The sequence below is a fragment of the Klebsiella sp. HMSC16C06 genome (genome assembly GCF_001808325.1).
In the GTDB taxonomy this organism is placed as follows: domain Bacteria; phylum Pseudomonadota; class Gammaproteobacteria; order Enterobacterales; family Enterobacteriaceae; genus Klebsiella; species Klebsiella variicola.
Genome location: NZ_KV792996.1, coordinates 17,707 through 42,815 on the forward strand (window position 1 = coordinate 17,707; position 25,109 = coordinate 42,815).

The following is a 25,109-nucleotide window of genomic DNA, read 5'->3' on the forward strand; positions in this document are numbered from 1 at the left end:
CCTTACTCCTGAGAAGGACGTTGGCGGGTGAAGAGACGTTTCACCAGCACGAAGAACAGCGGTACGAAGAACACCGCCAGCAGGGTGGCTGTCAGGGTGCCGCCGATGATGCCGGTGCCGATCGCCACGCGGCTGTTGGCTCCGGCGCCGGTGGCGATGGCCAGCGGCAGTACCCCGGCGATAAACGCCAGCGAGGTCATGACAATCGGGCGCAGACGAGTCTGCGCGGCGCGGATCGCCGCCCGGGAGAGCGAATACCCCTCATCCACGGCGGATTCAGCGAACTCCACGATCAGGATGGCGTTTTTCGACGACAGGCCGATGGTGGTCAGCAGCGCCACCTGGAAGTAGACGTCGTTGCTTAAACCGCGCAGCGTCGCCGCCAGCGCCGCGCCGAGCAGGCCGAGCGGGATAACCATGATCACCGAGAACGGCACCGACCAGCTCTCATACAGCGCCGCCAGGCACAGGAACACCACCAGAATCGAGATGGCGTAGAGGCTCATCGCCTGGCCGCTGGCGAGCTTTTCCTGCAGCGAAATGCCGCTCCACGCCCAGGTGGAGCCCGCCGGCAGGCTGTCGGCCAGCTTTTCCATCTTGTCCATCGCCGCGCCGGAGCTGAAGCCGGCGGCGTTTTCGCCCTGGATCTCAAAGGCGGCGGAGCCGTTGTAGCGCACCAGGCTTTCCGGGCCGTATTGCCAGTGGGTGGTGGCGAAGGCGGAGAACGGCGTCATGCTGTTATCGCTGCCGCGAACGAACCATTTGCCGAGGTCCGACGGCACCGCGCGCGCGTCGCTTTCGCCCTGGATATAGACCTTTTTCACCCGGCCGCGATCGATAAAGTCATTCACGTAGGTACCGCCCCAGGCGCTGGAGAGCGTATCGGTCACGTCGCTCAGCGACAGCCCCAGCGAGACGGCTTTGTTGTTATCGATATCCACCTGCAGCTGCGGCATCTGCGGCAGATCGTTAGCGCGCACCGACTGCAGCTCGCTGCTCTGGTTGGCCGCCGCCAGCAGCTGGCTGCGCAGCTTCATCAGACTGTCGCGGTCAGTACCGCCGCTGGCCATCAGCTCGAAGGTGAAGCCGTTGCTCTGTCCGAGGCCGTCCACCGACGGCGGGGTCATGGCGAACAGGGTGGCGTCGCGGATCGTCCCCAGCTCTTTGGTGGCGCGCAGGGCAATGGCCTGGGCGGTATTGTCGTCCCCTTTGCGCTGCGACCAGTTTTTCAGCGACACGAAGGCCATCCCGGCGTTCTGGCCGCTGCCGCTAAAGCTGAAGCCGTCGACGGTGAAAATGACGTCGGTATTGGCTTTCTCTTTGGTGAGGAACCAGTCGGTCACCTGGCGGCGCACCTCAGCGGTACGCACCGCGGTGGCCCCGGCGGGCAGGGTGTACTGGACCATGATCTCCCCCTGGTCCTCCACCGGCAGGAAGCTGCCCGGCAGCTTCCACATCGCCAGCGCCATCGCCCCGCAAATCAACGCGTAAGCGCCCATCATCACTGCGCCCCGGCGCAGGCCGCCGAGTACGCGGCGCTGGTAGCCTGCTTCCGTGCGCCCCCACAGGCGGTTAAAGGCGCCAAAGAACCCTTTGGTGTGTGGTTTGGAGTGGCTGAGCAGCGCGCCGCACAGCGCCGGGGTGAGGGTTAGCGCCACCACCACCGACAGCATCATTGCCGAAATAATGGTTACCGAGAATTGGCGATAGATGACCCCGGTCGATCCGCCGAAGAAGGCCATCGGCAGGAACACCGCCGACAGCACCAGGGCGATCGCCACCAGCGCGCCGGAGATTTCGCCCATCGATTTTTCGGTGGCTTCGCGGGCGGGGAGCCCTTCGTCGCGCATAATGCGCTCGACGTTTTCCACCACCACGATGGCGTCATCCACCAGCAGGCCGATCGCCAGCACCATGGCGAACAGCGTCAGGGTGTTAATCGAGTAGCCGAACAGCGCCAGCACCCCAAAGGTGCCAAGCAGCACCACCGGCACCGCCACCGCCGGAATGAGCGTCGCGCGGAAGTTCTGCAGGAACAGATACATCACGCAGACCACGAGAATGATCGCTTCGAACAGGGTCTGAATCACATCTTCGACCGAGATTTTGATGAACTCGGTGCTGTCCTTCGGATAGGCGATATCGTAGCCCTGCGGCATCTGACGCTGGAATTCGGCGATTTTGCTTTTCACCAGGGTCGCGGTGTCCAGCGCGTTGGCGCCGGGGGCCATCATCACCGCGATCCCGGCGGCCGGATGGCCGTTCAGATTAGCGGTAGCGGTGTAATCCTCGCTGCCCATCTCCACCCGCGCGACATCGCTCAGGCGCACCACCGAGCCGTCGGCCTGGCTTTTCACGATGATCGCTTTGAACTGGTCAGGGGTTTGCAGCCGGGATTGCGCGCGCACGGTGGCGGTCAATTGCTGGGCATTGGACGACGGTAGCGCGCCGATTTTACCGGCGGAAACCTGCACGTTCTGCGCCTCAATCGCCGACTGAACGTCGGAAGGCATCAGCGAGTAGGAGGCGAGTTTGGTCGGGTCCATCCAGACGCGCATCGCGTATTCGGCGCCGAACACCTGCAGGCTGCCGACGCCCTCCACGCGCGCCAGCGGGTCCTGCATATTGCTGACCAGCCAGTCGGAGATGTCGGAGCTGGTGGCGCGGTCGGTTTTGTCATATACCGCGAGGATCAGCAGGAAGCTGCTCTGCGATTTTTCCACCGTTACGCCGGACTGCTGGACTTCGCTCGGCAGCCGCGATTCCGCCTGCTGGACTTTGTTTTGCACCTGCACCTGGGCGGTGTCCGGGTCGGTCCCTTGCTCAAAGGTGACGGTGATGCTGACCGAGCCATCGGAGCTGCTGGTGGAGCTGAAGTAGAGCAGATGGTCGAGGCCGGTAAGCTGCTGCTCGATGACCTGGGTGACGCTGTTCTCCAGGGTTTCGGCAGAGGCGCCGGTATAGGTGGCGGAGATTTTCACCGCCGGCGGGGCGACGTCCGGGTACTGGCCTACCGGCAGGGTGCGGATCGCCAGCACCCCGGCGAGCATAATCAGAATGGCGATCACCCAGGCAAAGACCGGGCGACGCACGAAGAAACGGGAGAACATCAGGCATTGCCTCCGTTATTGTTGACGGCAACGGCCTTCACTGTCTGTCCGGGGGCCACTTTACTGGTGCCTTCGACAATCAGCTTATCGCCTGCTTTCAGGCCGCTCAGCACCAGCCATTTATCGCCATAGGTGTCGCCGGTTTCCACGGTACGCTGCTCAACTTTGTTGGCGGCATCGACCACCAGCGCCGTGGCGTCGCCTTTGGCATCGCGGGTGATCCCCTGCTGTGGGGCGAGGATCGCGTCGTTCATGATGCCTTCATCGATGCGCGCGCGGACGAACATCCCCGGCAGCAGGACGTGCTGCGGGTTGGGGAAGATAGCGCGCAGGGTCACCGAGCCGGTGGATTCATCGACGGCGACTTCGGTGAGCGCCAGACGCCCTTTTTCCTGGTAGGTACTGCCATCTTCCAGGGTTAACGTCACGCTGAGGGTGTCGCTGTTGCTGGCCAGGCTTTGTTTGCGTAAACGCAGGAGATCGACGCTGGATCGCGTCAGATCGACATACATGGTGTCGAGCCCGCGGATCGTCGCCAGCGCGGTATCCTGATCGGCGGAGACCAGCGCCCCCGGCGTAACCGACGAGATGCCGATGCGCCCGGCTATCGGTGCGGTGACGGTGGTCCAGTTCAGGTTGATGCGCGCGCTCTCCAGCGCCGCTTTCTTCGATTCCACGCTGGCCTTGTCCTGGGCGCAGGTGGAGGCGGCGTCGTCGGCATCCTGGCGGGAAACGCCGTTATCCCTGACCAGCGACGCGTAGCGCTGGGCCTTCTGGCAATCGGAGACCACCAGCGCCTGGGCCTGTTTCAGTGCGGCCGCCGCTTCGTTCCAGGTCGCGCGATAGCTGGAGGGATCGATCTGGTAAAGGGCCTGCCCGGCCTTCACCATATCGCCTTCGGTAAACAGGCGCTTCTGGATGATGCCGCCCACCTGGGGGCGTACTTCGGCGCTGAGCGAGGCGGTGGTGCGCCCGGTGAGCTGGCTAACTACCGGCACCGGCTGGCTTTGCAGGGTGACCACGCCCACTTCCGGCGTGGATTGCTGCGGGGCAGATGTCTGCGCATTATCGCATCCGCTAAGGAGAAATAATGCTGTCGCGATGGGAGCTATGATGTATTTCATTATATTTTCTCAAGATATAAGACGTCCGCCCCGTTTATTTAAAAACGAGGGAATAGGTTGGGCGCTGAGGCATTTTCGGGTGAGCGAAAATGACAAAAAAGGAACACAGATGTTCCTGAACGTGATTGTTATTGTGTCTCCGTTGAAGCCAACCTCTTCGGTCTTCAGGAGGTGAAAAGCGCATCTCCTCTGGTCTTTTGGTGAGAATGATCATTCTCATTTTTATCCATTATACGATCCGTCGCGATAATGGAAAGGTTTTTTTGCTTACTTTTAGAACGCAAAAAATTAAGGCAAATAATCATGGAGAAAATAAGAATATTTTGTGAAAGTGGAGAGGGAAAATAACCATTCGGCATCGCGATACTGGAGATAGTTAATGACGCTAATCATTACAAAAAGCATTAATCCCGACGATCAACAAGAATTGTTTGCCGGTCTGCGGCACTATAATCAGCAGTATCTCGATGCGGCGCAGTTTGGCGATCTGGGGGTTTACTCCCGCGATGGGCAAGGGGTGATGCAGGGCGGGCTGATTGCCAAACGCAAGGGCAACTGGCTGTGCATTGAGTATCTGTGGGTTAGCGAGGCGACGCGCGGGCGCGGGCTGGGGAGCGAGCTGATGCAGGAGGCGGAACAGCAGGCGCAGGCGCTAGGCTGCAGCCATCTGCTGGTGGATACCTTTAGCTTCCAGGCGCTGCCGTTTTATCAGAAATTAGGCTATCAGCTGCAGATGTCGCTGCCCGACTTCCCCCACGCAGGCATGCAGCGCCACTATTTGTCGAAGGCGCTGTAACGATCCTGGTATCCCCGGGCGGTCAGGTACCCTACCTGTGGTTGTGCCGGATGGCGGCATAAATGCCTTATCCGGCCTACACAGTCCTCCCGTCGTTTCGCCCCACCCAGGACAGGCAAGCGCAGCGCCGCCGGGCAGGATATCAGGCACGGCACCAGTATTCTTGCCGGGTGGCGCCTGTCGCCTTACCCGTCCTGGGGTTCGTGCGGCCTGTTATTGATATACCCACTTGCGCGACTGAAACTGCCGGTGCTGGCGGCCTCAAAATCGCGAGACGTTCCCGGAAGGCCGGGGCAGCCCGCATGGATGCGGGCTGAGGGCCGTGTTTTGCACGGACGCTGCCTCGGCCCGACCCGAAGCCTGCAGGGATAAGTCGAAGGCACCACGTAGCGGCGATGTTGCTGGCCGGAGCCCGGGGGTACAGGGGGCGGCGGCGACTGGCCGCCCCCTGTGCGCTCCCCGCGCCATAAGAGACATAACGCAGAAGATCAACCGGGAGCGCAATCTGCCGGGAATTAACATAGAAGTTGTAGCCCTGCTAAGCGCAGTGCGAGCAGGGAAACTCCCGGATGGCGGCGCGTGGCGCCTTATCCGGGCTACAAAAGCGTCAAAACCACGCCTTAACCTCCGACGCCGTGGCCCATTAACGCCAGCGCGTGGCTGATGATGATCTGGCGGTTGACCGCCTGTAAACGCGGATCGCTGTGAATGCGTGAAAATGGCACCAGCACCAGGCTAATCACCGTGGTAAACAGCAGCTCCGGCGACAGCGCCGGATTGATCTTGCCCTCCAGCTGCCAGCGACGCACCGTCTCCAGCATCACCTGAAAACGCTCCTCGCCGAAGCGGGCATCCATATGCTGACGCAGGATCGGCATCTCGCCGATGATCTCCTGCATCCACAGCGGCGCAAACCAGGCGTTTTTCTCCGCCATATGCGCCAGCGTCTCGACCATCATCGTCAGCGCCAGCACCGGATCCTGCGGATGATCGACAAAAATGCGGCTGATGTGATTGCGCAGCGGCATAAAGCGCTCCTCAATCAGCTGGGTCACCAGCGCATCCCGGGAACTGAAGTAGTAATGCAGCATCGCCGGCGTCACCCCGGCCTCTTTGGCGATGGCGTTCAACGATACGCGGCCCGCCCCGTCGCGGGCAAACAGCATCAGGGCAATGTCCATCAGCTGTTCGCGATTGGCAGTATCCGGTTTTTTACCGCGCGGCCGACCCGGGCGGCGGGGGGCATCCTGATCCTTTTGTGCTGTCATGGTATGGCGATCTCTTGACCCGACTCATTCTTTCACTAAATATTAATTATGCATTTAATTAATTTCAAGCGAGCGTTGTAATGACTTCTGAAGTCGCTAACCCACCGGTGCAGTCGATACGCCTGCTGTTCAGCGCATTGCTGTTGGTGATGTTGCTCTCGGCGTTGGATCAGACCATTGTCTCCACCGCGCTGCCGACGATTGTCGGCGAACTGGGCGGGCTGGACAAGCTTTCATGGGTGGTCACGGCCTATATTCTCAGCTCCACCATCGCGGTGCCGCTGTACGGGAAATTCGGCGATCTGTTCGGTCGCAAAATCGTGCTGCAGGTGGCGATTGGGCTGTTTCTCGTCGGCTCTGCGCTCTGCGGGCTGGCGCAGAACATGACCCAGCTGGTGCTGATGCGCGGCCTGCAGGGGCTCGGCGGCGGCGGCCTGATGGTGATCAGCATGGCGGCGGTCGCCGACGTCATCCCACCCGCCAATCGTGGCCGCTATCAGGGGCTGTTCGGCGGCGTTTTTGGCCTCGCGACGGTGATCGGCCCGCTGATCGGCGGTTTTCTGGTGCAGCACGCCTCCTGGCGCTGGATCTTCTATATCAACCTACCGCTCGGCCTGTTCGCGCTGCTGGTGATCGGCGCGGTATTCCACAGCAGCAATAAACGCAGCCAGCATCAGATTGACTGGCTGGGGGCGATTTACCTCAGCATGGCGCTGTTGTGCATCATTCTGTTTACCTCGGAAGGGGGCAGCGTCCACGCGTGGAATGACCCGCAGCTGTGGTGCATTCTGGCCTTCGGCATCGTGGGGATCATCGGCTTTATTTACGAAGAACGGATGGCCGCCGAGCCGATTATTCCGCTGGCGCTGTTCCGCAACCGCAGCTTCCTGCTGTGCAGCCTGATCGGCTTCGTCATCGGCATGTCGCTGTTCGGGTCAGTCACCTTCCTGCCGCTCTATCTGCAGGTGGTGAAGGAGGCGACGCCCACCGAGGCCGGGCTGCAGCTGCTCCCTCTGATGGGCGGCCTGCTGCTGACCTCGATTATCAGCGGGCGGATTATCAGCCGTACCGGTAAATATCGCCTGTTTCCGATCCTCGGCACCCTGCTCGGCGTGACCGGCATGGTACTGCTGACCCGCATCACCATTCACTCGCCGCTGTGGCAGCTGTACCTGTTTACCGGCGTGCTGGGGGCGGGTCTGGGGCTGGTAATGCAGGTGCTGGTCCTGGCGGTGCAGAATGCGATGCCGGCGCAGATGTACGGCGTCGCCACCTCCGGCGTGACCCTGTTCCGCTCGATTGGTGGCTCGATCGGCGTGGCGCTGTTTGGCGCGGTGTTCACGCACGTGCTGCAGAGCAACCTGCAAAAGCTGTTGCCGGAAGGCGCGGTGCTGCCGCCGGGAATGAATCCAGTGGCGGTTCAGCACCTGCCCGCGGATATCCGCCTCGACTACCTCGACGCCTTCGGCGCGGCGATCCACGCGGCGTTCCTGATGGCGGCCGGCATTATGGCGGTGGCGTTTGTCCTCTCCTGGCTGTTAAAGGAGGCACCGCTGAAGACCGCGACGCATTAAGCGGCCCCGGCGATGCGCAGCAGTGCCTGACGCAGCGCCGGCGCGGCAAAATCGATAAATTTCCGCAGCTTAAGCGGCGCCAGATCCCGCGCGGTATACAGCAAATGGACCGGCGCCGGATCCGGCTCGACGTTTTCCAGCAGCAGACGGAGCTCCCCGTGGCGCAGGCCATCCAGCGCCTGATAATGCAGTAAGCGGGCCACCCCCACCCCCAGCCGCGCGGCATCGGCGGCGCTCTCTGGCGTGGTGACGGATAGCACCGGCGGCAGGTTAATCAGCTGGTCCTCGCGCTCAGCGGCGCGAAAGCGCCAGCCGCGATAGGGCATCGGCGATTCAATGCGGATGATCGGCAGCGCCGCCAGATCGCGTGGCCGCTGCGGCTCGCCGTATTTCGCCAGCAGCGCCGGATGGGCGCAGGCCACAATCCGCATGGTGCCAAGGCGGGTGGCCACCATGCTGCTGTCCGCCAGGTCGCCAATCCGCACCGCCAGATCGACATGGTCGCTCACCAGGTCGGCATTGCGATCGCTGAGCAGCAAACGGACGCGAATTAGCGGGTAGCGGGCGATAAATTCACTGATTACCGGAAGAACGTGCTGGCGTCCAAACATCGTCGGCGCGGAGATCACCAGCTCACCCTTTGGCTCCTGATATTCGCCCGTCGCCTGGCGTTCGGCGTTTTCCACATCCTCAAGGATCCGCTGCGCGGCGGCAACATAATCGACCCCGGCGTCGGTGAGCGTCAGTTTGCGGGTGGTTCGCGCCAGCAGGCGCACGCCCAGCGCGCTCTCCAGTTCACCAATATGGCGGCTGACGGTGGTCAACGGCATATTCAGCGCCCGCGCCGCCGCCGACATGCTCCCCAGCTCGGTCACTTTCACCAGCAGCGCCATCGCGCTTAATCGATCCATTATTCTCCCGTTTTTCGGAAAGATGATTGCCACTTTACCCGTATTATCATTCTTCACAGTACAGTCCATGATGGCGCCAGACAACAGGAGGCGCTATGGCAGCAACCTTTCTCGATATCGCCATCACCCCGGACGTGATGGATGTGCAGCATGAAATGGGCAGCGACTCGCTGTGGCAAACGCCGCACAGTCGCCGCCAGGCCGACCGCTTCGGCGACAGCGAAGCGGGGATGATCGCCACCCGCGACAGCTTTTATCTGGCGACGGTGTCGCAGAGCGGCTGGCCCTACATTCAGCATCGCGGCGGCCCGCCGGGGTTTCTGCATCTGCTGGATGACACTACCCTGGCGATGGCCGATTTCGGCGGTAACCGCCAGTACATCACTACCGGCAATCTGCGCGGCAGCGACCGGGCCTGCCTGTTTTTGATGGATTATCCGCGCCGTGCCAGGCTGAAAATCTACGCCACCGTCGAGGTCCTGGCGGCAGAGGACCATCCGCAGCTGCTGGCGCAGGTGGCGCCGGCCAACTATCGCGCCCGCATTGAACGTCTGTTTCTTTTTCATTTGCAGGCGTTTGACTGGAACTGCCCGCAGCACATTACGCCGCGCTACAGCGCGCAGCAGGTGGCGGAGTACAGCCAGAACCTGCAGCAACGTATTCATGACCTGGAGCAGGAGAATCAGCGCCTGCAGCAGCAATTAGCCTCAAAAGGAGACTCCTGATGAATGAGCAACGTCCCCCATTCCCGCCGTTTACCCGCGACAGCGCTATCCAGAAGGTCCGCGCCGCGGAAGATGGCTGGAACAGTCGCGATGCCGAAAAAGTCGCTCTGGCCTACACCGTGGATAGCGAATGGCGCAACCGCAGCGAATTTGTCCACGGCAGGGGGCAAATTGTTGAGTTCCTGCAGCGAAAATGGCGCAAGGAGCAGCAATACCGGCTGATTAAGGAGCTGTGGGCATGGCAGGAGAATCGCATTGCCGTGCGCTTCGCCTATGAGTGGTGCGACGACAGCGGCAACTGGTTTCGCTCGTATGGCAATGAGAACTGGGAGTTTGATAAGCACGGGCTGATGCAGACGCGCTACGCCTGCATCAACGACCTGCCGATCGCCGAAAGCGAGCGCCTGTTCCACTGGCCCCAGGGGCGCCGCCCGGACGATCATCCGGGGCTAAGCGAATTGGGACTGTAAACAGGCGCGCGACGACGGGTTAATCGGCTTTCGGGAAGTCGACCACCGTGTCGTTAACCCGGTTCACCATGTTGGTGAACAGGATGGCGCTGACGGCGCTGATGATCTCAATCACCTGCTGGTCGCTAAAACCGGCGTTGCGCAGCGCGGCGACGTCGGCTTCCGGCAGCGTACCGGTGGTGGTCACCAGGGTCTGCGCGAATTTCACCAGCGCATCAAGCTGCGCCTCTTCCGCATACTCCCCGCGGCGCAGGGCGTGGATTTGTTCGCTGCTGAAGCCGGCTTTTTTCGCCATCAGGGTATGCGCGGCCAGACAGTAGTCACAGCCGGTGGCTTCGCTGACCGACAGGTTAATCGCTTCCAGCTGTTGGGCGCTGAGGCTGCCTTTATGGAGCATCGCATTGTGCGCCAGCGCCTGCTGCAGTGCTGCCGGCGAGTGGCCGCCGATGGTGAGATAGGCGTTCGGCACTTTGCCCATCGCTTTTTTGATCCCGGCGAAAATATCGGCGGCTTTGCCGGTGGCGTCTTGTTCACGGATATCTGCTAAACGGCTCATGGTTAACTCCTGTTGTTATCGAGGGTGTGTTGGCAATGGGGTCATCTTAGGCGCTTGCCGCATGCTAGACTGGCGGTCTTCGTCTCACCTTTTTGTCTTATCGTCTCAGGAGAAGCATGGACAGTCTCAGTCATCTGCTGGCGCTGCTGGCGCCGCGCTGCGAAGTGAACCTGCACTGTCGCTTCGGCGGTCGCTGGCAGGCCGGGCACCAGCAAATGCGCAGCGGCGTGGTGCCCTGGCACGTGGTGCTGCGCGGCGAGGGGCGGCTCAACGTCGGCGGCCAGACTCATCACCTGCGCGCGGGAGATGTGGTCCTCCTGCCGCACGGTTCGCCGCATCTGATGGAGAGCCTGGTGGAGTGGGGCCAGGTGCTGCCGGTAGCGCACCGGTTTAACGGCACGGTGACGGAAATGCGCGCCGGCCCGGCGGAGGGGGCGCTGGAGATGCTGTGCGGCGAATTCTATTTTGGTCCGCACGTCAGCTGGCTGTTCAGTGAAGCATCGACGCTGATCCATCTCCATACCGATGCGCGTGAAGACTGCCCGGAGCTGGACGCGCTGCTTAATATACTGGTGCGCGAGAGCCTGGCGCAGCGTCCCGGCGGCAGCGCTATCGTGCGCAGCCTCGGCGATACGCTGCTGGTGCTCCTGCTGCGCATGCTGCTTGGCGAGCAACAGCCGCCCGGCGGACTGCTGCGTCTGATGAGCGATGAACGCCTGATGCCGGCGGTGCTGGCGGTGATGGCGACCCCGGAGCAGCCGTGGACGCTGGAAACCATGGCCGCCCGTGCCTTTCTTTCGCGGGCCACCTTTGCCCGTCATTTTGCCCGCGTTTATCACCTGACGCCGCAGGCGTGGCTGTCGCAGCTGCGAATGGCGCTGGCCGCCCGGCTGCTGCGCCTGGAGCGTCAGACCAACCTCGAGGTCATTGCCGAACGCTGCGGCTTTCAGTCGCTGGCGTCCTTCTCGAAGCGCTTCAAAATGCGCTATGGCGTGACGCCGGGCGAGTGGCGACGGGGCTAGCGCCTCGCGTTTCGCGAAGATGATTTTATTTCCAGTTGCGTGGTTTGCTGTTTATTACCCGACCCGAAAGTCGCTATAGTTTTGCACGAAAAAAACAATGACAGTCAGGACAGACAGGGTGAAGAGGATGAGATTACGTTTACGGGCCGCCGCCGCAGTGATGCTGGCGGGTCTGGCGCTGGTCGGCTGCGACCAAAAGGGTAATGAAGCGAAGCACATTAAGGTCGGCGTGATTAACGGCGCCGAGCAGGATGTGGCGGAAGTGGCGAAGAAGGTGGCCAAAGAGAAGTACGGTCTGGACGTCGAACTGGTGGGATTCAGCGGCTCGCTGCTGCCTAACGAATCGACCAATGCCGGCGATCTGGACGCCAACGTCTTCCAGCATCGGCCTTTCCTTGAGCAGGACAACAAAGCGCATAACTATCATCTGGTGGCGGTCGGCAATACCTTCGTCTTCCCGATGGCCGGCTATTCGCGCAAGATCAAGTCAGTCGCCGAACTGAAAGACGACGCGACGATCGCCATTCCCAACGATCCGACCAATCTCGGGCGGGCGCTACTGCTGCTGCAAAAAGAGAAGCTGATTACCCTCAAAGCCGGGACCGGCCTGCTGCCGACGGCGGTGGATATCACCGACAACCCGCATAACCTGAAGATCATGGAGCTGGAAGGGGCGCAACTGCCGCGCGTACTCGACGATCCCAAAGTCGATGTGGCTATCATCAGCACCACCTACCTGCAGCAAACCGGGCTGTCGCCGGTTCGTGACGGCATCTTTATCGAAGATAAAAACTCGCCCTACGTGAACATCATCGTGACCCGGGAAGACAATAAAGACGCGGAAAACGTGAAGGAGTTTATGCAGTCGTACCAGTCGCCGGAGGTGGCGAAGGCGGCAGAGACTATCTTCAACGGCGGCGCGGTGCCGGGCTGGTAGGCCTACACACAGGGAGAGGCGCGTATGGTACGCCAACGGCAGGCTGACCTGCTGCTGATTGCCGCGACGGTGATTGCCGCCTGCGGCTGGATTTTTTCCCGCGAGGCGATCGCCGGCATGCCGGTATTCGCGTTCCTTGGGCTGCGCTTTTTCTTCGCCGCGCTGCTTCTGCTGCCGTTCTGCCGCGGTTTTCGCCCGCAAAAGCAGCACTGGCCAAAACTCATCATCAGCGGACTCTGGTTTGCGCTCAACCTCTGCCTGTGGATCTATTCGGTCTCCACGACGGCGTCGCTCGGCGAAGGGGCGTTTATCATGAGCCTGTCGATGATGTTCGTCCCGCTAACCGCGTGGGTGATGATGAAGGTGCGCCCGCCTCGCGCCTGGTGGGAGTGCCTGCCGATCGCGGTGGTAGGCCTGGGGCTGCTCAGTCTGCATATGCCGATAGCCTTCCACCCCAGCCAGGGCTGGTTTTTGCTGACGGCGCTGGTGCAGTCGATCTGGTTCTGTTACACCAGCCGCTGCGCGCGTGAAGTACCGCTGATCCCCCTGACCACCGTGCAGCTGGCGATCACCGGTATCGTCGGGTTGACCATCTCCGCTGCCGTTGAACGCTGGGACCAGCCGATGACCCTGCCGACTCTCGGCTGGCTGGTGGCCAGCATTGTCATCGCCACCAGCCTGCGCTTCGGTCTGCAGATGAAGGGGCAAAAGTACGCGGCGGTGGCCAGCGCCGCGATCATCATGGTGCTCGAACCGCTGCTGACGGTCATTGCCGCCGCGCTGTGGTACGGCGAACAGCTGCCGCTACAGAAGATTATCGGCGGCGTGCTGATCCTGGTGGCCCAGCTGTGGTTCCGCTGGCGGATGCTTAAGCCGTAAGCGGGCCGCTTCGCCGCTGCGCCATCAGCTGCAGCAGCGGCACCAGCGACAGCCCGTCCGGCATCTCGCCGCAGGCGATCAGCTGGTTTATCTCGTCGAAGGTAAACCAGCCGGTCTCCATCACCTCATCCTGATCTGCATCCATGCCCACCCAGCGTAAGTCGGTAGCCAGCCAGGTGATAAACAGCTGATCGCTGCTGCCGTAGGAGGGGTTGAAGCGAATGATCTCCTCGACGCGTTGCGCCTGCCAGCCGGTCTCTTCCCGCAGCTCGCGCAGCGCGGCGACCGCCGGATCTTCCCCTTCATCGACGCCGCCAGAGGGAATGGCCCACACCACCTGATCGATCAGATAGCGGTAGTGGCGAATCAGCAGTACTTTCTCATCCTGGATAGCCACAATCCCCACCGCCGGGCGCGGGTAATGAATGGAATAAAAGTCGCGGCGCTCGCCGGGGGCGACATCAATCCCCACCTTACGCATGCTGAACCATTGCGTCTCGGCGATGACCTGCGGGTCGTGCATATCGGCGGCGGTCAGTTTCTTTTTCATCCTGCCACTCCTGTCAAAAATTGAGCCTTAAGAACAACATAGCCGGAGGCGGATGGCAACCGCCGCAGGTTGGCCCGATTCCATCGATCATTGCCCAAATGCCCCTGTTGAGCCAGGTGCGGACTCAGTACGATGTTCGTCAGATGACCCCACTGAGGAACACCAACATGAACATCACCCACATCCGTAATGCGACCCAGAGGATTGACTACGCCGGGAAAAGATTTCTCATCGACCCGATGCTGGCTGACAAGGGCGCCTGGCCAGGTTTTCCTGGCACTGCGCGCAGCGAGCTGCGCAATCCGCTGGTTGAGCTGCCGTTTTCCCGCGATAAAATTATCGACGTTGATGCGGTGATCGTCACCCATACCCATGACGATCACTGGGACGCGGCGGCGATCGCCGCGATCCCGAAAACCCTGCCGGTGTTCGTCCAGCATGAGGCCGACGCCGCGCTGCTGCGCAGCCAGGGATTTCAGGATCTGCGCCTGCTGTCGGCAGACAGCGAATTTGCCGGCGTGCGCCTGCAGAAAACCACCTCCGGCCAACACGGCAGCGACCGGACCTACGCGGTGCCGGCGATGGCTGAGCGCCTGGGAGAAGCCTGCGGCGTGGTGTTTCGCCATCCGCAGGAGAAGACGCTGTGGCTGATGGGGGATACCATCTGGCGTGATGAAATTGAAGCTGATCTGCTGAAGCTGCGCCCGGACGTGGTGGTCCTCAACGCCGGCTACGCCCACGTCATCGGCTTTGGCCCGATAATCATGGGCAAGGAAGATCTTCTTAACGTGCACTTCGCCCTGCCGGAAGCGAAAATCATGGCTATCCACCTCGAGGCGGTCAACCACTGTCTGGTGAGCCGGGAAGAGATGCGCCAGTATGCGCTGGATAATCAGATTGCCGATGTGGTGAGTATCCCGCAGGATGGGGAAACCGTGGTTTATTAACATGCGAAAGGGGAAAGGACGATGAAACTCACCGACGTGGCGATTGTCGCTGTAGAGGGCTTTAGCCCGTTTCACTACGCCGTCCCCTGCATGCTGTTTGGCGATTCGGTTTCGGAAATCAAACGCTTTAACCTGCACATTTGCGCCGAGCGGCCGGGGCTGCTGCGCGCCCGCGATGGTTTTGCGCTGTACGCCACCGGCGATTTCGCCGCGCTGGAACAGGCGGATATCGTGGTGGTGCCTTACTGGGGCGAGGTCGATCGGCGTCCGCCGCAGGCGCTGCTTGATAGCCTGGTGCGGGCGCGGGATAACGGCGCGGAGATTGTCGGCCTGTGTCTCGGCGCGTTTGTCCTCGGCTACGCCGGGCTGCTGGACGGCAGGCGAGCGGCGACCCACTGGGAGTTCGAGCAGGATTTCCAGCGCCTGTTTCCGCAGGTGCAGCTGGATATCAATGCCCTGTATGTCGATGACCAACGGGTGATCACCTCGGCGGGCACCGCGGCGGCGCTGGACTGTTGCCTGTACCTCATCCGCCAGCGTTTCGGCAGCCTCGCGGCCAACCAGATCGCCCGGCGGATGATTGTTTCGCCGCACCGCGAAGGCGGCCAGGCGCAGTTTATCGCCCAGCCGGTGCCGAAAAACACCCGCGATGCGCGAATCAACTGCCTGCTGGATTATCTGCAGCAGCATATTGCCGAGCCGCACAGTCTCGATTCGCTGGCCCGGGTGGTGGCGATGAGCCGCCGTACCCTGACCCGCCACTTCGCCAGGGCGACCGGGATGAGCATTACCGACTGGCTGACCGCCGAACGTCTGCGCCGCAGCCAGACTCTGCTTGAGGCGGGCGATCTGCCGGTCGAACAGGTGGCGGAGGCGGTGGGCTATCTTTCAGCGGTCACCTGGCGCCAGCAGTTTAAGGCGCGCTTTGGCGTCAGCCCGACGGAGTGGCGGCGCACCTTTCGTCGCGGCGCTTAGCCGGCGAGGGTCGCACTGTCGATCACGAAGCGGTATTTCACGTCACCCTTGACCATTCTTTCCCAGGCTTCGTTGATCTCATCGCCGCGGATCAGCTCGATATCGGCGACGATGCCGTGTTCGGCGCAGAAGTCGAGCATCTCCTGAGTTTCCGGAATACCGCCGATCATCGAGCCGGCAATCGACCGGCGGCGGAAGATCAGATTGAACACTTCCGGCGACGGATGCGGCGTGGCCGGAGCGCCTACGAGGGTCATGGTGCCATCGCGTTTCAGCAGCGTGGTGAAGGCATCGAGATTATGCGGCGCCGCCACGGTATTAAGGATGAAGTCGAAGCTTTTGACGTGGGCCGCCATTTCGTCGTCGTTGCGCGACACCACTACGTCATCGGCGCCCAGCGCTCTGGCTGCATTACGCTTGGATTCGGAGGTGGTAAAGGCCACCACGTGGGCCCCCATGGCGTGGGCCAACTTGATCCCCATATGCCCAAGGCCGCCGATGCCGACCACGCCGACTTTTTTACCCGGCCCGACGTGCCAGTGGCGCAGCGGCGAGTATGTCGTGATCCCGGCGCACAGCAGTGGCGCGACGGCGGCCAGCTGCGCTTCGGGATGGGTTATCCGCAGCACGTAGTGTTCTTTGACCACGATCTGCTGGGAATAGCCGCCCAGAGTGTGGCCCGGCGCGTCCTGGGTCGGGCCGTTATAGGTCAGCACCATGTGGTCGCAGTAGTTTTCCAGCCCCTCAGCGCACTCTTCGCACTGTTGGCAGCTATCGACCATGCAGCCGACGCCCACCAGATCGCCGACGGCGTAGCGCGAGACGGCGTTGCCGACCGCGGTCACCCGACCCACAATTTCATGCCCCGGCACGCAGGGATAGAGCGTTCCCGCCCATTCCGAACGCGCCTGGTGGAGATCGGAGTGGCAGACGCCGCAGTAAGCGATGGCGATCTGTACATCCTGTGGCCCCGGCTCGCGGCGGGTGATGGCCATTGATTCCAGCGGCTGGCTGGCGGAGTAGGTACCAATAGCGTTGATCAGCATAGCGAAACCTCTTCTTGATGAATGGACTCAATAGAACGGGAGGGGAAAGCGGGTGGTCAGTGGCATCGATAAGCGTAGCCTGGACTGGTCGAGATGCGAGGGGGAAAGCGGTTGAGAAACCCTCAGGCGCGGCGTTAGCCAGCGCAGTAAATAATAAGGTGGCCTTATCTTTATAGCCGCTAAGCCTTATAGGTATTTACGGCAAATAGTATTATTTATTCCTGTAGAATAGAGATAAATAGTTATTGCAGATAATGATGCTTACACTCTTTTTATCCCCGTAACGTCTTGTCTTTTATTCGTTATTTCACCTGTTGATACTATGATTCTCAACGAATCACTTTTTCAACCTGACCGATGGCATAAAACCATGTCGATACCTGCAGCCAGCCTCTCTACCGACCAGGCGTTACCGTCTTTTTATTACGGAAGCCGGACAAAACCATTATTGGCGTTGGAGTCCTTATTCACGGCATTTCGTCCCGCCAGTGCGCCCTTTGAACTGGCGCGAGAGAGCAATTATGATTTTCGTCCAGATCAGGCCGAGCCTGGGGTCATTATGCTTGAAGAGGGGATTGCTTCAATTTGTCATGGGGAAAAACAGATGGTGGTAACCCCGCTTTTTTCTCCGTCGATATTAGGATTTATGGATGGTTATGGGCTATTTGATGATATCCCACAAAAACGGCACTACGTGCTGTTTGCCGAGACGGATTTGCGTGGGCGCTGGATATCACACCAGGCTGCTGTTGATATCCTGAATGAGCAAAACCTGTGGCGCCATGTCACGCATATCCTGGCGCAGCGGTTGATGGTGTTGAGCATACGTGAGCAAGAGCTGATGGGGGTGGATTCTTATCTGATGGTGCGAACCCTGCTAACAGAGCTGGCGGACTATCCGGAGGCATATCGTCGCCAAATCAACGTCCTGAGTTTTATTCAGCGCCGTACCAACTTGTCGCGTAGCCGCATTATGTCGATTCTGTCGGAGCTGCGTAAAGGTGACTATATTACGATCCATCGCGGTGTGCTGAGGACCATCGCTCACCCGCTTCCCGCCCAATTTTAAGCCCGTGCGGCGGAGGGGCGTGATTTTCCCACCCCTCGTGAATCGAACCTGCTAAGGCTCAATCGCCGTCAGGTAGTCCAGCCGCAGCGGCTCAGCCAGCAGGGACTCCATCTGCGTCATAAACGCCTGAAAATAGGGCATCGCGACATGCGCATCGAGGGCGTCCTGTCCCTGCCACGCCTCGCGCATATAGAAGGTGTCCGGCGCGTCGCGCAGCTGAAACAGGGCGTAGTCGAGGTTGCCCGGCTCCTGTCTTGTCGGCAGGAGCAGCGCCTGCAGGGCCTGGTGCAGGGCGTCCGTCTGGCCCGGTTTCGCCTTGAGCACGGCGATAAGCGATATCATCTTAAAACCCCTCGAGCACAATCTTGCCGACGGCACGCCCGGTTTCCAGCTGGCGATGCGCTTTCTGCAGATTGGCGGCGGTGATGGCGCCGTAGTGTTCGCCGAGGGTGGTTTTGATCGTGTGGCTGTCGATCAGCGCCGCCACGCGGGTGAGCAACTGATGCTGGGCGATCATATCATCCGTCTCAAACATTGAACGGGTGAACATAAATTCCCAGTGCAGGGACAGGCTTTTCGCTTTCAGCGGCACCACGTCCAGGGTCTCCGGGTCATCAATCAGCGCCAGCTTGCCCTGCGGGGCGAGGGCGTCGATCAGCGCGTTGAAGTGCTGCTCGGTGTTGGTCAGGCTGGCGACATGGGTCACCGCGCTGATGCCAATGCGCGCCAGCTCGTTGGCGAGCGGCTTGCTGTGATCGATCACATGGTGCGCGCCCGCCTCGCGGACCCACTGCTGGCTCTCCGGACGCGAGGCGGTGCCGATCACCGTCATGGCGGTCAGTTTGCTGGCCAGCTGGGTCAGGATTGACCCCACGCCGCCCGCCGCGCCGACGATCAGCAGCGTGTCGCCCGCATTGCCGCCTTCCTTAACGCCGAGACGGTGAAACAGCAGCTCCCAGGCGGTGATCGCCGTCAACGGCAGCGCAGCGGCAGCGGCGTTATCGAGGGTGCGCGGTTTGTGCGCCACCAGGCGCTCGTCCACCAGCTGATATTCACTGTTGCTGCCGGCCCGGCCCAGCGCGCCGGCGTACCAGACCTCATCACCCGGGGCGAACAACGTCACCTCCGCACCGACGGACTGCACCACGCCAACGGCGTCCCAACCCAGCACCCGCGGTGTGTCGCCCTGGAAGCCGGCGCGTACTTTGGTGTCTACCGGGTTGACCGAGATGGCTTTCACGGCGACCAGCAGGTCACGCCCGTGGGCGGTGGGGACCGGCAGGTCGATCTCAGTTAAAGAAGGGATGTTGTTGCCGTCAGCGGCGGCTTGAGTAATGGCGATAGCTTTCATAACTGCTCCGGTCTGTGATTCGGGTGAATGAAAAGATGACGCGATAGTAGACCGCTGCCGGGAGGGGAAAAATGGGCTAACGGCAATAACAGTTATATGCAGAAAGTGAAAATCAGCCCACCTGATAGAAATCGAGCATTACCCCATCCTGGGTCCGGCCACCGGCGCAGATAAACAGCGAGGTGGTTAGCCAGCTGAGCGCGGGGGTATCCACCTCGAAGGAGGGAACGGTGCGAAAATAGATGGCTTCTGGCGGAATATCGCTAAAAAAGCGCATATCGTCGGCGAACAGCTGGGCATGATACTGGGCCGGCACCCGGCGGATGCCGTTGTTTTCCACATAGACTGTCCCTTCCGCCACCTGCAGGGCATAGCGAGCGGACAGCCTGCAGGTGCCGTCGGGTTCGATTATCTGGCTGTCGACGCCGCCGGGTAATACGTGGCCGCGAAGTTGACCCGAGACGCTGCCGCCGATAATCGGGATCAACTGACGCTTACCGGTCTGCGGGCTGCGGGAGACAATTATCGGTTTATCAACCTGGATGGTAATGGAAAAACAGTGTCTGAGTTCGGGGGTCATTATGGCTCTCCTGTTTCGGTTGGTAACGGCACGCGGCCACCGCGCCAGTGTAACGGGTTCGCGAGAGACAAAATAACGCAGGGTTTGGATGAAAATGATTGGCTGGGATGATGAGTTTGGGGGTGCTCAGGTTGGTATGGCGTGGCTTTGGGGGAGCAGAGGCAAACTGGCGGAAGATCACAGGAGTTGAACCTGCCCGGGACCGCTGGCGGCCCCAACTGGATTTGAAGTCCAGCCACCTCACCGGAGATGACGATCTTCCGCGCCTCGATTGCTACATGGAGGCGGGGCGCATTATAGCTACTTTCAGCCGTTTACCACATACCTAAACGCACTTTTTTACTGTTAAAACTGGACTTTACAGAACAGTCCTGGACAAATCCTCACAAAATCCGTGAGTTACACTTTTTCACTCCCTGATTCCCTACCACGATCACAGAAAACAAGAAACGTAATCTGATAACGAGATATCGCAATTCATCTTACTGCGGCAAAGGTTTACAAAAATCGTAACCGGTACCAATCCGCGGTGCCGCTAAGGGAATAGTGCGCATATGAAAGATCATATTTTGTCCGTCAAAGAGAAAATTGGCTACGGCATGGGTGACGCCGCCAGCCACATCATTTTTGATAACGTCATGTTATACATGATGTTTTTCTACACCGATATTTTTGGTATCCCCGCCGGCTTTGTCGGCACCATGTTCCTGCTGGCGCGCGCGCTGGACGCGATTTCTGACCCGTGCATGGGCCTGCTTGCCGACCGTACCCGCAGCCGCTGGGGTAAGTTCCGCCCATGGATCCTCTTCGGCGCCATCCCGTTCGGCCTCGTCTGCGTGCTGGCCTACAGCTCGCCGGATTTAAGCCACAACGGCAAGCTGATCTACGCCGCCGTGACCTACACGCTGCTGACCCTGCTCTACACCGTGGTGAATATCCCCTACTGCGCGCTGGGCGGCGTGATCACCGACAACCCGACGCAGCGCATCTCGCTGCAGTCCTGGCGCTTCGTGCTGGCGACGGCGGGGGGCATGCTCTCCACCGTGCTGATGATGCCGCTGGTCAACTTTATCGGCGGCGAAGATAAAGCGCTCGGCTTCCAGGGCGGCATCGCGGTGCTGTCGGTGGTCGCCTTCCTGATGCTGGCCTTCTGTTTTTTCACCACCAAAGAGCGTGTCGAAGCGCCGCCGAGCAGCACCTCGATGCGTGAAGACCTGCGCGATATCTGGCGCAACGACCAGTGGCGCATCGTTGGCGTACTCACCATCCTCAATATCCTCGCGGTCTGCGTTCGCGGCGGCGCGATGATGTACTACACCACCTGGATCATGGGCTCGGCGGCGCTGTTCACCGTCTTCCTCACCACCTACTGCGTCGGCAACCTGATTGGCTCGGCGCTGGCGAAACCGCTGACCGACTGGAAATGCAAAGTCAGCGTCTTCTGGTGGACCAACGCCCTCCTGGCGGTGCTCAGCGTGGCGATGTTCTTCGTACCGATGGACGCCGAAATCACCATGTTCGTCTTTATCTTCATCATTGGCGTACTGCACCAGCTGGTGACGCCAATCCAGTGGGTGATGATGTCCGACACCGTCGACTACGGCGAATGGTGTAACGGCAAACGCCTGACCGGCATCAGCTTCGCCGGCACCCTGTTTGTGCTCAAGTTAGGGCTGGCGCTGGGCGGCGCGCTGATCGGCTGGATGCTGGCCGGCGGCGGCTATGACGCCGCCGCTAAAACCCAGAACAGCGCCACCCTCACCATCATTATCGCCTTGTTCACCCTCGTTCCGGCGGTGTGCTACCTGCTGAGCGCGGTGATCGCCAAACGCTACTACACGCTGAAAACGCCGTTCCTGAAAAAAATGATGGCCGAGCTGGCCGAGGGCGCGCGTCGCAACGAACAAGATTTCACCGCAGCCCCGATCGATAAAGAATGGCAAAACTAAGAGGACGTTTTAATGAAAATCAGTGATGGAAACTGGCTCATTCAACCAGGGCTCAGCCTGATCCAACCCGTACAGGTTTACGAGGTGGAGCGGCAGGGGAATGAAATGGTGGTCTATGCCGCGCCGCGCGATGTCCGCGAACGCGCCTGGCAGCTGGATACGCCATTGTTCACCCTGCGCTTTTTCTCGCCTCAGGAAGGGATAATCGGCGTGCGCATGGCGCACTTCCAGGGCGCGCTGGATAACGGCCCGCACTATCCGCTGAACGTGCAGAAAGACGTCCATGTCGAAATAGAAAATACGGCCGGGTTCGCCGAGCTGAAAAGCGGCAACCTCAGCGTGCGCGTCACTAAAGGTGAATTCTGGGCGCTGGATTTTCTGCGCGACGGCGTGCGCATCACCGGTAGCCAGCTGAAAAACAACGGCTACGTGCAGGATAGTAAGACCCAGCGCAACTACATGTTTGAGCGCCTCGACCTCGGCGTCGGCGAAACCGTCTACGGCCTCGGCGAGCGCTTTACCGCGCTGGTGCGCAACGGCCAGACGGTAGAAACCTGGAACGAAGACGGCGGCACCAGCACCGAGCAATCCTACAAAAATATCCCCTTCTATCTGACCAACCGCGGCTACGGCGTGCTGGTCAATCATCCTCAGCGCGTCTCCTTCGAGGTGGGCTCGGAGAAAGTCTCTAAAGTCCAGTTCAGCGTTGAAGGCGAATACCTTGAGTACTTAGTCATCGACGGCCCGACGCCGAAAGCGGTGCTTAACCGCTATACGCAGTTCACCGGCCGCCCTGCGCTGCCGCCGGCATGGTCGTTCGGTCTGTGGCTGACGACCTCGTTCACCACCAACTATGACGAAGCGACGGTGAATAGTTTTATCGACGGCATGGCTGAGCGCCATCTGCCGCTGCACGTCTTCCACTTCGACTGCTTCTGGATGAAGGCCTTCCAGTGGTGCGATTTTGAATGGGATCCGCTTACTTTCCCGGACCCGGAAGGGATGATCAAACGCCTGAAGGCGAAAGGGCTGAAGGTCTGCGTGTGGATCAACCCGTACATCGGCCAGCGCTCGCCGGTGTTCAAGGAGCTGAAAGAGAAGGGCTACCTGCTGAAGCGCCCGGACGGTTCGCTGTGGCAGTGGGATAAGTGGCAGCCGGGGCTGGCGATTTATGACTTTACCAACCCGGAAGCCTGCCAGTGGTACGCTGACAAACTAAAAGGCCTGGTGGCGATGGGGGTCGATTGCTTCAAGACCGACTTCGGCGAGCGTATCCCGACCGACGTCCAGTGGTTTGACGGTTCCGACCCGCAGAAAATGCACAACCACTACGCCTTCATCTATAACGAACTGGTGTGGAAAGTGCTGAAAGAGACCGTCGGCGAGCAGGAGGCGGTGCTGTTCGCCCGCTCCGCCTCGGTGGGCGCGCAGCAGTTCCCGGTGCACTGGGGCGGCGACTGCTACGCCAACTACGAATCGATGGCGGAAAGCCTGCGCGGCGGGCTGTCGATCGGCATGTCCGGCTTCGGTTTCTGGAGTCACGATATCGGCGGTTTCGAAAACACCGCGCCGGCCCACGTCTACAAGCGCTGGTGCGCCTTCGGCCTGCTCTCCAGCCATAGCCGGCTGCACGGCAGCAAATCCTATCGGGTGCCATGGGCTTACGACGAAGAGTCCTGCGACGTGGTGCGCCACTTCACGCAGCTGAAATGCCGCATGATGCCGTATCTCTATCGCCAGGCGGCGCTGGCCAACGAGTTCGGCACGCCGATGTTGCGTGCGATGATGCTCGAGTTTCAGGACGATCCGGCCTGCGACTATCTTGACCGCCAGTATATGCTCGGTGATTCGGTCCTGGTGGCGCCGGTGTTCTCCGAAGCGGGCGAGGTGCAATTTTATCTGCCGGATGGGCGCTGGACGCACCTGTGGCATAACGATGAATTACCGGGTAGCCGCTGGCATAAGCAGCATCACGATGCGCTGAGCCTGCCGGTCTACGTTCGCGACAACACCCTGCTGGCGCTGGGCAACAATGACCAGAAACCCGATTATGCCTGGCATGAGGGCACCGCCTTCCAGCTGTTCCACCTCGAGGATGGACGCGAGGCACGTTGTGACGTTCCGGCGGCAGACGGCTCGACGATTTTCACCCTGAAGGCCAGGCGCCAGGGCAACACCATCGCCGTGAGCGGCGAAGGCGAGGCCCGCGGCTGGACGTTGTGCCTGCGCAATATCCCGCAGGTCGCGGGCGTGCAGGGCGGGACTCAGGCCGGCAGCGAATGGGGTATGGTAGTGAGCGCCGAGGGCAATACGCTGACGATTACCCTGTAAAACACCATCTTAACGGCTGCAACCCTCTCCGCCAGCGGCGAGGGTTTTTTTATTTCATTTTTGTACAAAAAGTAACGTTCATTTCATAGTGGTGACTCAGGCCGCAGACGCTGTCGCCGAACGGTGTTAGCGTATTCTGCCGTTGAGAGGAGCCCGCCATGGACTTAGAAAATATCTTTCGTGACGTGAAGCTAAGCAAAACGGAAATGACCGTGCTGCGCTTTATTCAGAACGACCCGGAGCAGTGTATCCGCCAGGGAGTCCGCGCTGTGGCCGAACAGTGCTACAGCAACCCCTCTTCGCTGGTCCGGCTGGCGAAGAAACTGAAGTTCAGCGGCTGGCTGGAGCTGGTCTATTTCATCAAGTTCAATATCACCATGCCGAAGCTCGATGTCACCAACGATATCGACTACATGAGCGTTCAGCCGGAAGAAGCGCTGACGCCGCTGCTGGCAAGCCTTAAACAGCAGCGCATCCTGATCCACGGCAGCGGCTTTTCGCAGCTAATCGCCCAGTATATTTACAACAAGTTCCTCGTCACCGGCGTGAATGCCAGCCTGGCGCTGTGGCCCGATTATGAAATCCTCGAACAGAAAAACGCCGCCCGCTTCGACTCCATCTGGATCGTTTCTAAATCCGGGCGCAGCAGCTCGGCGCTTAACTGGGTGAAGGCCCTGGAGGGGAAGGAGATTAATCTGGTCTGCTTTACCGGCGACTATCAAAGCCCGCTGGCGCAGGCTGCGGATACGGCGTTTATTATTCACGACCCGCAGAAGTTCGACGATGATATTTACTGGAGCAACCCGTTTTTCGGCTACTGCATCTTAGGCTTTGAGCGACTGTTGAAGATGTGGTTTACCAGCCTACGTAGTAATAGTTAGCCCCCGCTAAGCGCGACGCGAGCGGGGGGAGTTCCCGGATGGCGGCTGGCGCCTTATC

Annotated in this window: 25 protein-coding genes and 1 tRNA gene; 14 read left to right on the forward strand and 12 right to left on the reverse strand. The window is 60.4% G+C overall.

All coding sequences use genetic code 11. The features are described from left to right. Positions 1-2: 2 nt before the first annotated feature. Entirely contained in the window at positions 3-3,110 is a 3,108-nt protein-coding gene (gene eefB / locus HMPREF3142_RS09940) for a multidrug efflux RND transporter permease subunit EefB (RefSeq protein ID WP_023323401.1), read from the reverse strand. Continuing rightward, positions 3,110-4,234 carry a multidrug efflux RND transporter periplasmic adaptor subunit EefA gene (eefA, locus tag HMPREF3142_RS09945; protein ID WP_049165270.1) on the reverse strand — a complete coding sequence of 375 codons (1,125 nt, stop codon included), beginning with the start codon at positions 4,232-4,234 and terminating at the stop codon, positions 3,110-3,112. The genes eefB and eefA overlap by 1 nt, the downstream gene beginning before the upstream one ends. A gap of 206 nt (positions 4,235-4,440) precedes the next feature. On the opposite strand from eefA, the gene HMPREF3142_RS29390 reads away from it, so the two are divergent. After that, the gene (locus tag HMPREF3142_RS29390) at positions 4,441-4,563 is read left to right on the forward strand and encodes a hypothetical protein (RefSeq protein ID WP_012540279.1); all 123 of its coding nucleotides are present in this window, start codon (positions 4,441-4,443) and stop codon (positions 4,561-4,563) included. Here the strand turns inward: HMPREF3142_RS29390 and HMPREF3142_RS29395 are convergent. Then, a complete protein-coding gene (locus HMPREF3142_RS29395; RefSeq protein ID WP_012540280.1) occupies positions 4,523-4,639 on the reverse strand; it encodes a hypothetical protein in 117 nt (38 codons plus the stop codon). The genes HMPREF3142_RS29390 and HMPREF3142_RS29395 overlap by 41 nt on opposite strands. On the opposite strand from HMPREF3142_RS29395, the gene HMPREF3142_RS09955 reads away from it, so the two are divergent. Further along, positions 4,614-5,030: a GNAT family N-acetyltransferase gene (locus tag HMPREF3142_RS09955; RefSeq protein ID WP_023298368.1), complete on the forward strand. Its 417-nt coding sequence runs from the start codon at positions 4,614-4,616 to the stop codon at positions 5,028-5,030. The genes HMPREF3142_RS29395 and HMPREF3142_RS09955 overlap by 26 nt on opposite strands. Before the next feature lie 620 nt (positions 5,031-5,650). Here HMPREF3142_RS09955 and HMPREF3142_RS09960 read toward each other — a convergent pair. After that, positions 5,651-6,298 (reverse strand): TetR/AcrR family transcriptional regulator, encoded by a 648-nt coding sequence (locus HMPREF3142_RS09960; RefSeq protein WP_070612034.1) that lies wholly within the window; start codon positions 6,296-6,298, stop codon positions 5,651-5,653. Between the two features lie 80 nt (positions 6,299-6,378). Here HMPREF3142_RS09960 and HMPREF3142_RS09965 point away from each other — a divergent pair, with 80 nt between their 5' ends. Beyond that, positions 6,379-7,872, forward strand: a complete 1,494-nt coding sequence (locus tag HMPREF3142_RS09965; protein ID WP_070612036.1) for an MDR family MFS transporter — start codon at positions 6,379-6,381, stop codon at positions 7,870-7,872. Here HMPREF3142_RS09965 and HMPREF3142_RS09970 read toward each other — a convergent pair. Then, positions 7,869-8,840 (reverse strand): LysR family transcriptional regulator, encoded by a 972-nt coding sequence (locus HMPREF3142_RS09970; RefSeq protein WP_168225651.1) that lies wholly within the window; start codon positions 8,838-8,840, stop codon positions 7,869-7,871. The two genes, HMPREF3142_RS09965 and HMPREF3142_RS09970, sit on opposite strands and share 4 nt — an antisense overlap. A gap of 38 nt (positions 8,841-8,878) precedes the next feature. Here HMPREF3142_RS09970 and HMPREF3142_RS09975 point away from each other — a divergent pair, with 38 nt between their 5' ends. Beyond that, a complete protein-coding gene (locus HMPREF3142_RS09975; RefSeq protein ID WP_012540285.1) occupies positions 8,879-9,508 on the forward strand; it encodes a pyridoxamine 5'-phosphate oxidase family protein in 630 nt (209 codons plus the stop codon). Continuing rightward, entirely contained in the window at positions 9,508-9,978 is a 471-nt protein-coding gene (locus tag HMPREF3142_RS09980) for a nuclear transport factor 2 family protein (protein ID WP_022065267.1), read from the forward strand. The genes HMPREF3142_RS09975 and HMPREF3142_RS09980 overlap by 1 nt, the downstream gene beginning before the upstream one ends. Before the next feature lie 19 nt (positions 9,979-9,997). Here HMPREF3142_RS09980 and HMPREF3142_RS09985 read toward each other — a convergent pair whose 3' ends face one another. Continuing rightward, positions 9,998-10,534, reverse strand: a complete 537-nt coding sequence (locus HMPREF3142_RS09985) for a carboxymuconolactone decarboxylase family protein (RefSeq protein ID WP_008806790.1) — start codon at positions 10,532-10,534, stop codon at positions 9,998-10,000. Between the two features lie 116 nt (positions 10,535-10,650). Here HMPREF3142_RS09985 and HMPREF3142_RS09990 point away from each other — a divergent pair, with 116 nt between their 5' ends. The 3 genes from HMPREF3142_RS09990 to HMPREF3142_RS10000 all read left to right on the forward strand — a co-directional run bounded on the left by HMPREF3142_RS09990 (position 10,651) and on the right by HMPREF3142_RS10000 (position 13,372). Continuing rightward, on the forward strand, positions 10,651-11,556 hold the full coding sequence (locus tag HMPREF3142_RS09990) for an AraC family transcriptional regulator (protein WP_008806791.1): 906 nt from the start codon (positions 10,651-10,653) through the stop codon (positions 11,554-11,556). Positions 11,557-11,683: 127 nt separating this feature from the next. Next, on the forward strand, positions 11,684-12,493 hold the full coding sequence (gene nlpA, locus HMPREF3142_RS09995; protein WP_016161991.1) for a lipoprotein NlpA: 810 nt from the start codon (positions 11,684-11,686) through the stop codon (positions 12,491-12,493). Positions 12,494-12,517: 24 nt separating this feature from the next. Then, positions 12,518-13,372, forward strand: a complete 855-nt coding sequence (locus HMPREF3142_RS10000) for a DMT family transporter (RefSeq protein ID WP_002922972.1) — start codon at positions 12,518-12,520, stop codon at positions 13,370-13,372. Here HMPREF3142_RS10000 and HMPREF3142_RS10005 read toward each other — a convergent pair. Beyond that, the gene (locus HMPREF3142_RS10005; RefSeq protein WP_049139996.1) at positions 13,362-13,922 is read right to left on the reverse strand and encodes an NUDIX domain-containing protein; all 561 of its coding nucleotides are present in this window, start codon (positions 13,920-13,922) and stop codon (positions 13,362-13,364) included. The genes HMPREF3142_RS10000 and HMPREF3142_RS10005 overlap by 11 nt on opposite strands. 167 nt (positions 13,923-14,089) lie before the next feature. Here HMPREF3142_RS10005 and HMPREF3142_RS10010 point away from each other — a divergent pair, with 167 nt between their 5' ends. Continuing rightward, positions 14,090-14,869: an MBL fold metallo-hydrolase gene (locus HMPREF3142_RS10010; RefSeq protein ID WP_032731505.1), complete on the forward strand. Its 780-nt coding sequence runs from the start codon at positions 14,090-14,092 to the stop codon at positions 14,867-14,869. A 21-nt stretch (positions 14,870-14,890) separates the two neighbouring features. Next, positions 14,891-15,844 carry a GlxA family transcriptional regulator gene (locus HMPREF3142_RS10015; protein ID WP_070612038.1) on the forward strand — a complete coding sequence of 318 codons (954 nt, stop codon included), beginning with the start codon at positions 14,891-14,893 and terminating at the stop codon, positions 15,842-15,844. Here the strand turns inward: HMPREF3142_RS10015 and HMPREF3142_RS10020 are convergent. Then, positions 15,841-16,890: an NAD(P)-dependent alcohol dehydrogenase gene (locus HMPREF3142_RS10020; protein WP_022065263.1), complete on the reverse strand. Its 1,050-nt coding sequence runs from the start codon at positions 16,888-16,890 to the stop codon at positions 15,841-15,843. The two genes, HMPREF3142_RS10015 and HMPREF3142_RS10020, sit on opposite strands and share 4 nt — an antisense overlap. Positions 16,891-17,260: 370 nt before the next feature. On the opposite strand from HMPREF3142_RS10020, the gene HMPREF3142_RS10025 reads away from it, so the two are divergent. Then, the gene (locus HMPREF3142_RS10025; RefSeq protein ID WP_070612040.1) at positions 17,261-17,959 is read left to right on the forward strand and encodes a winged helix-turn-helix transcriptional regulator; all 699 of its coding nucleotides are present in this window, start codon (positions 17,261-17,263) and stop codon (positions 17,957-17,959) included. Positions 17,960-18,010: 51 nt separating this feature from the next. On the opposite strand, the gene HMPREF3142_RS10030 is transcribed toward HMPREF3142_RS10025, so the two are convergent. From HMPREF3142_RS10030 to HMPREF3142_RS10045, 4 genes are all read right to left on the reverse strand, one after another. Beyond that, positions 18,011-18,301: a putative quinol monooxygenase gene (locus HMPREF3142_RS10030; protein ID WP_070612042.1), complete on the reverse strand. Its 291-nt coding sequence runs from the start codon at positions 18,299-18,301 to the stop codon at positions 18,011-18,013. 1 nt (position 18,302) lies between these two features. After that, entirely contained in the window at positions 18,303-19,310 is a 1,008-nt protein-coding gene (locus HMPREF3142_RS10035; RefSeq protein ID WP_070612044.1) for a zinc-binding alcohol dehydrogenase family protein, read from the reverse strand. A gap of 112 nt (positions 19,311-19,422) precedes the next feature. After that, complete coding sequence (locus tag HMPREF3142_RS10040; RefSeq protein WP_070612046.1) at positions 19,423-19,890, reverse strand: DUF3237 domain-containing protein; 468 nt, start codon at positions 19,888-19,890, stop codon at positions 19,423-19,425. A 167-nt stretch (positions 19,891-20,057) separates the two neighbouring features. After that, positions 20,058-20,152 (reverse strand) — tRNA-Sec (locus HMPREF3142_RS10045). A gap of 292 nt (positions 20,153-20,444) precedes the next feature. Here HMPREF3142_RS10045 and HMPREF3142_RS10050 point away from each other — a divergent pair. The 3 genes from HMPREF3142_RS10050 (at position 20,445) to HMPREF3142_RS10060 (ending at position 25,051) form a co-directional block, all read left to right on the forward strand. Continuing rightward, complete coding sequence (locus tag HMPREF3142_RS10050; RefSeq protein ID WP_070612047.1) at positions 20,445-21,839, forward strand: glycoside-pentoside-hexuronide family transporter; 1,395 nt, start codon at positions 20,445-20,447, stop codon at positions 21,837-21,839. Positions 21,840-21,851: 12 nt separating this feature from the next. Beyond that, the gene (gene yicI, locus HMPREF3142_RS10055) at positions 21,852-24,170 is read left to right on the forward strand and encodes an alpha-xylosidase (RefSeq protein WP_070612048.1); all 2,319 of its coding nucleotides are present in this window, start codon (positions 21,852-21,854) and stop codon (positions 24,168-24,170) included. Positions 24,171-24,328: 158 nt separating this feature from the next. After that, the gene (locus HMPREF3142_RS10060; protein ID WP_012967042.1) at positions 24,329-25,051 is read left to right on the forward strand and encodes a MurR/RpiR family transcriptional regulator; all 723 of its coding nucleotides are present in this window, start codon (positions 24,329-24,331) and stop codon (positions 25,049-25,051) included. Positions 25,052-25,109: the final 58 nt, after the last annotated feature.

Bases quoted from the DNA above. Each gene is read 5' to 3' on its own strand.
- eefB (WP_023323401.1), bottom strand. From the start codon at position 3,110: ATGTTCTCCCGTTTCTTCGTGCGTCGCCCGGTCTTTGCCTGGGTGATC.
- eefA (WP_049165270.1), bottom strand. From the start codon at position 4,234: ATGAAATACATCATAGCTCCCATCGCGACAGCATTATTTCTCCTTAGC.
- HMPREF3142_RS29390 (WP_012540279.1), top strand. From the start codon at position 4,441: ATGATCATTCTCATTTTTATCCATTATACGATCCGTCGCGATAATGGA.
- HMPREF3142_RS09955 (WP_023298368.1), top strand. From the start codon at position 4,614: ATGACGCTAATCATTACAAAAAGCATTAATCCCGACGATCAACAAGAA.
- HMPREF3142_RS29395 (WP_012540280.1), bottom strand. From the start codon at position 4,639: ATGCTTTTTGTAATGATTAGCGTCATTAACTATCTCCAGTATCGCGAT.
- HMPREF3142_RS09960 (WP_070612034.1), bottom strand. From the start codon at position 6,298: ATGACAGCACAAAAGGATCAGGATGCCCCCCGCCGCCCGGGTCGGCCG.
- HMPREF3142_RS09965 (WP_070612036.1), top strand. From the start codon at position 6,379: ATGACTTCTGAAGTCGCTAACCCACCGGTGCAGTCGATACGCCTGCTG.
- HMPREF3142_RS09975 (WP_012540285.1), top strand. From the start codon at position 8,879: ATGGCAGCAACCTTTCTCGATATCGCCATCACCCCGGACGTGATGGAT.
- HMPREF3142_RS09980 (WP_022065267.1), top strand. From the start codon at position 9,508: ATGAATGAGCAACGTCCCCCATTCCCGCCGTTTACCCGCGACAGCGCT.
- HMPREF3142_RS09985 (WP_008806790.1), bottom strand. From the start codon at position 10,534: ATGAGCCGTTTAGCAGATATCCGTGAACAAGACGCCACCGGCAAAGCC.
- HMPREF3142_RS09990 (WP_008806791.1), top strand. From the start codon at position 10,651: ATGGACAGTCTCAGTCATCTGCTGGCGCTGCTGGCGCCGCGCTGCGAA.
- nlpA (WP_016161991.1), top strand. From the start codon at position 11,684: ATGAGATTACGTTTACGGGCCGCCGCCGCAGTGATGCTGGCGGGTCTG.
- HMPREF3142_RS10000 (WP_002922972.1), top strand. From the start codon at position 12,518: ATGGTACGCCAACGGCAGGCTGACCTGCTGCTGATTGCCGCGACGGTG.
- HMPREF3142_RS10005 (WP_049139996.1), bottom strand. From the start codon at position 13,922: ATGAAAAAGAAACTGACCGCCGCCGATATGCACGACCCGCAGGTCATC.
- HMPREF3142_RS10010 (WP_032731505.1), top strand. From the start codon at position 14,090: ATGAACATCACCCACATCCGTAATGCGACCCAGAGGATTGACTACGCC.
- HMPREF3142_RS10015 (WP_070612038.1), top strand. From the start codon at position 14,891: ATGAAACTCACCGACGTGGCGATTGTCGCTGTAGAGGGCTTTAGCCCG.
- HMPREF3142_RS10020 (WP_022065263.1), bottom strand. From the start codon at position 16,890: ATGCTGATCAACGCTATTGGTACCTACTCCGCCAGCCAGCCGCTGGAA.
- HMPREF3142_RS10025 (WP_070612040.1), top strand. From the start codon at position 17,261: ATGTCGATACCTGCAGCCAGCCTCTCTACCGACCAGGCGTTACCGTCT.
- HMPREF3142_RS10030 (WP_070612042.1), bottom strand. From the start codon at position 18,301: ATGATATCGCTTATCGCCGTGCTCAAGGCGAAACCGGGCCAGACGGAC.
- HMPREF3142_RS10035 (WP_070612044.1), bottom strand. From the start codon at position 19,310: ATGAAAGCTATCGCCATTACTCAAGCCGCCGCTGACGGCAACAACATC.
- HMPREF3142_RS10040 (WP_070612046.1), bottom strand. From the start codon at position 19,890: ATGACCCCCGAACTCAGACACTGTTTTTCCATTACCATCCAGGTTGAT.
- HMPREF3142_RS10050 (WP_070612047.1), top strand. From the start codon at position 20,445: ATGAAAGATCATATTTTGTCCGTCAAAGAGAAAATTGGCTACGGCATG.
- yicI (WP_070612048.1), top strand. From the start codon at position 21,852: ATGAAAATCAGTGATGGAAACTGGCTCATTCAACCAGGGCTCAGCCTG.
- HMPREF3142_RS10060 (WP_012967042.1), top strand. From the start codon at position 24,329: ATGGACTTAGAAAATATCTTTCGTGACGTGAAGCTAAGCAAAACGGAA.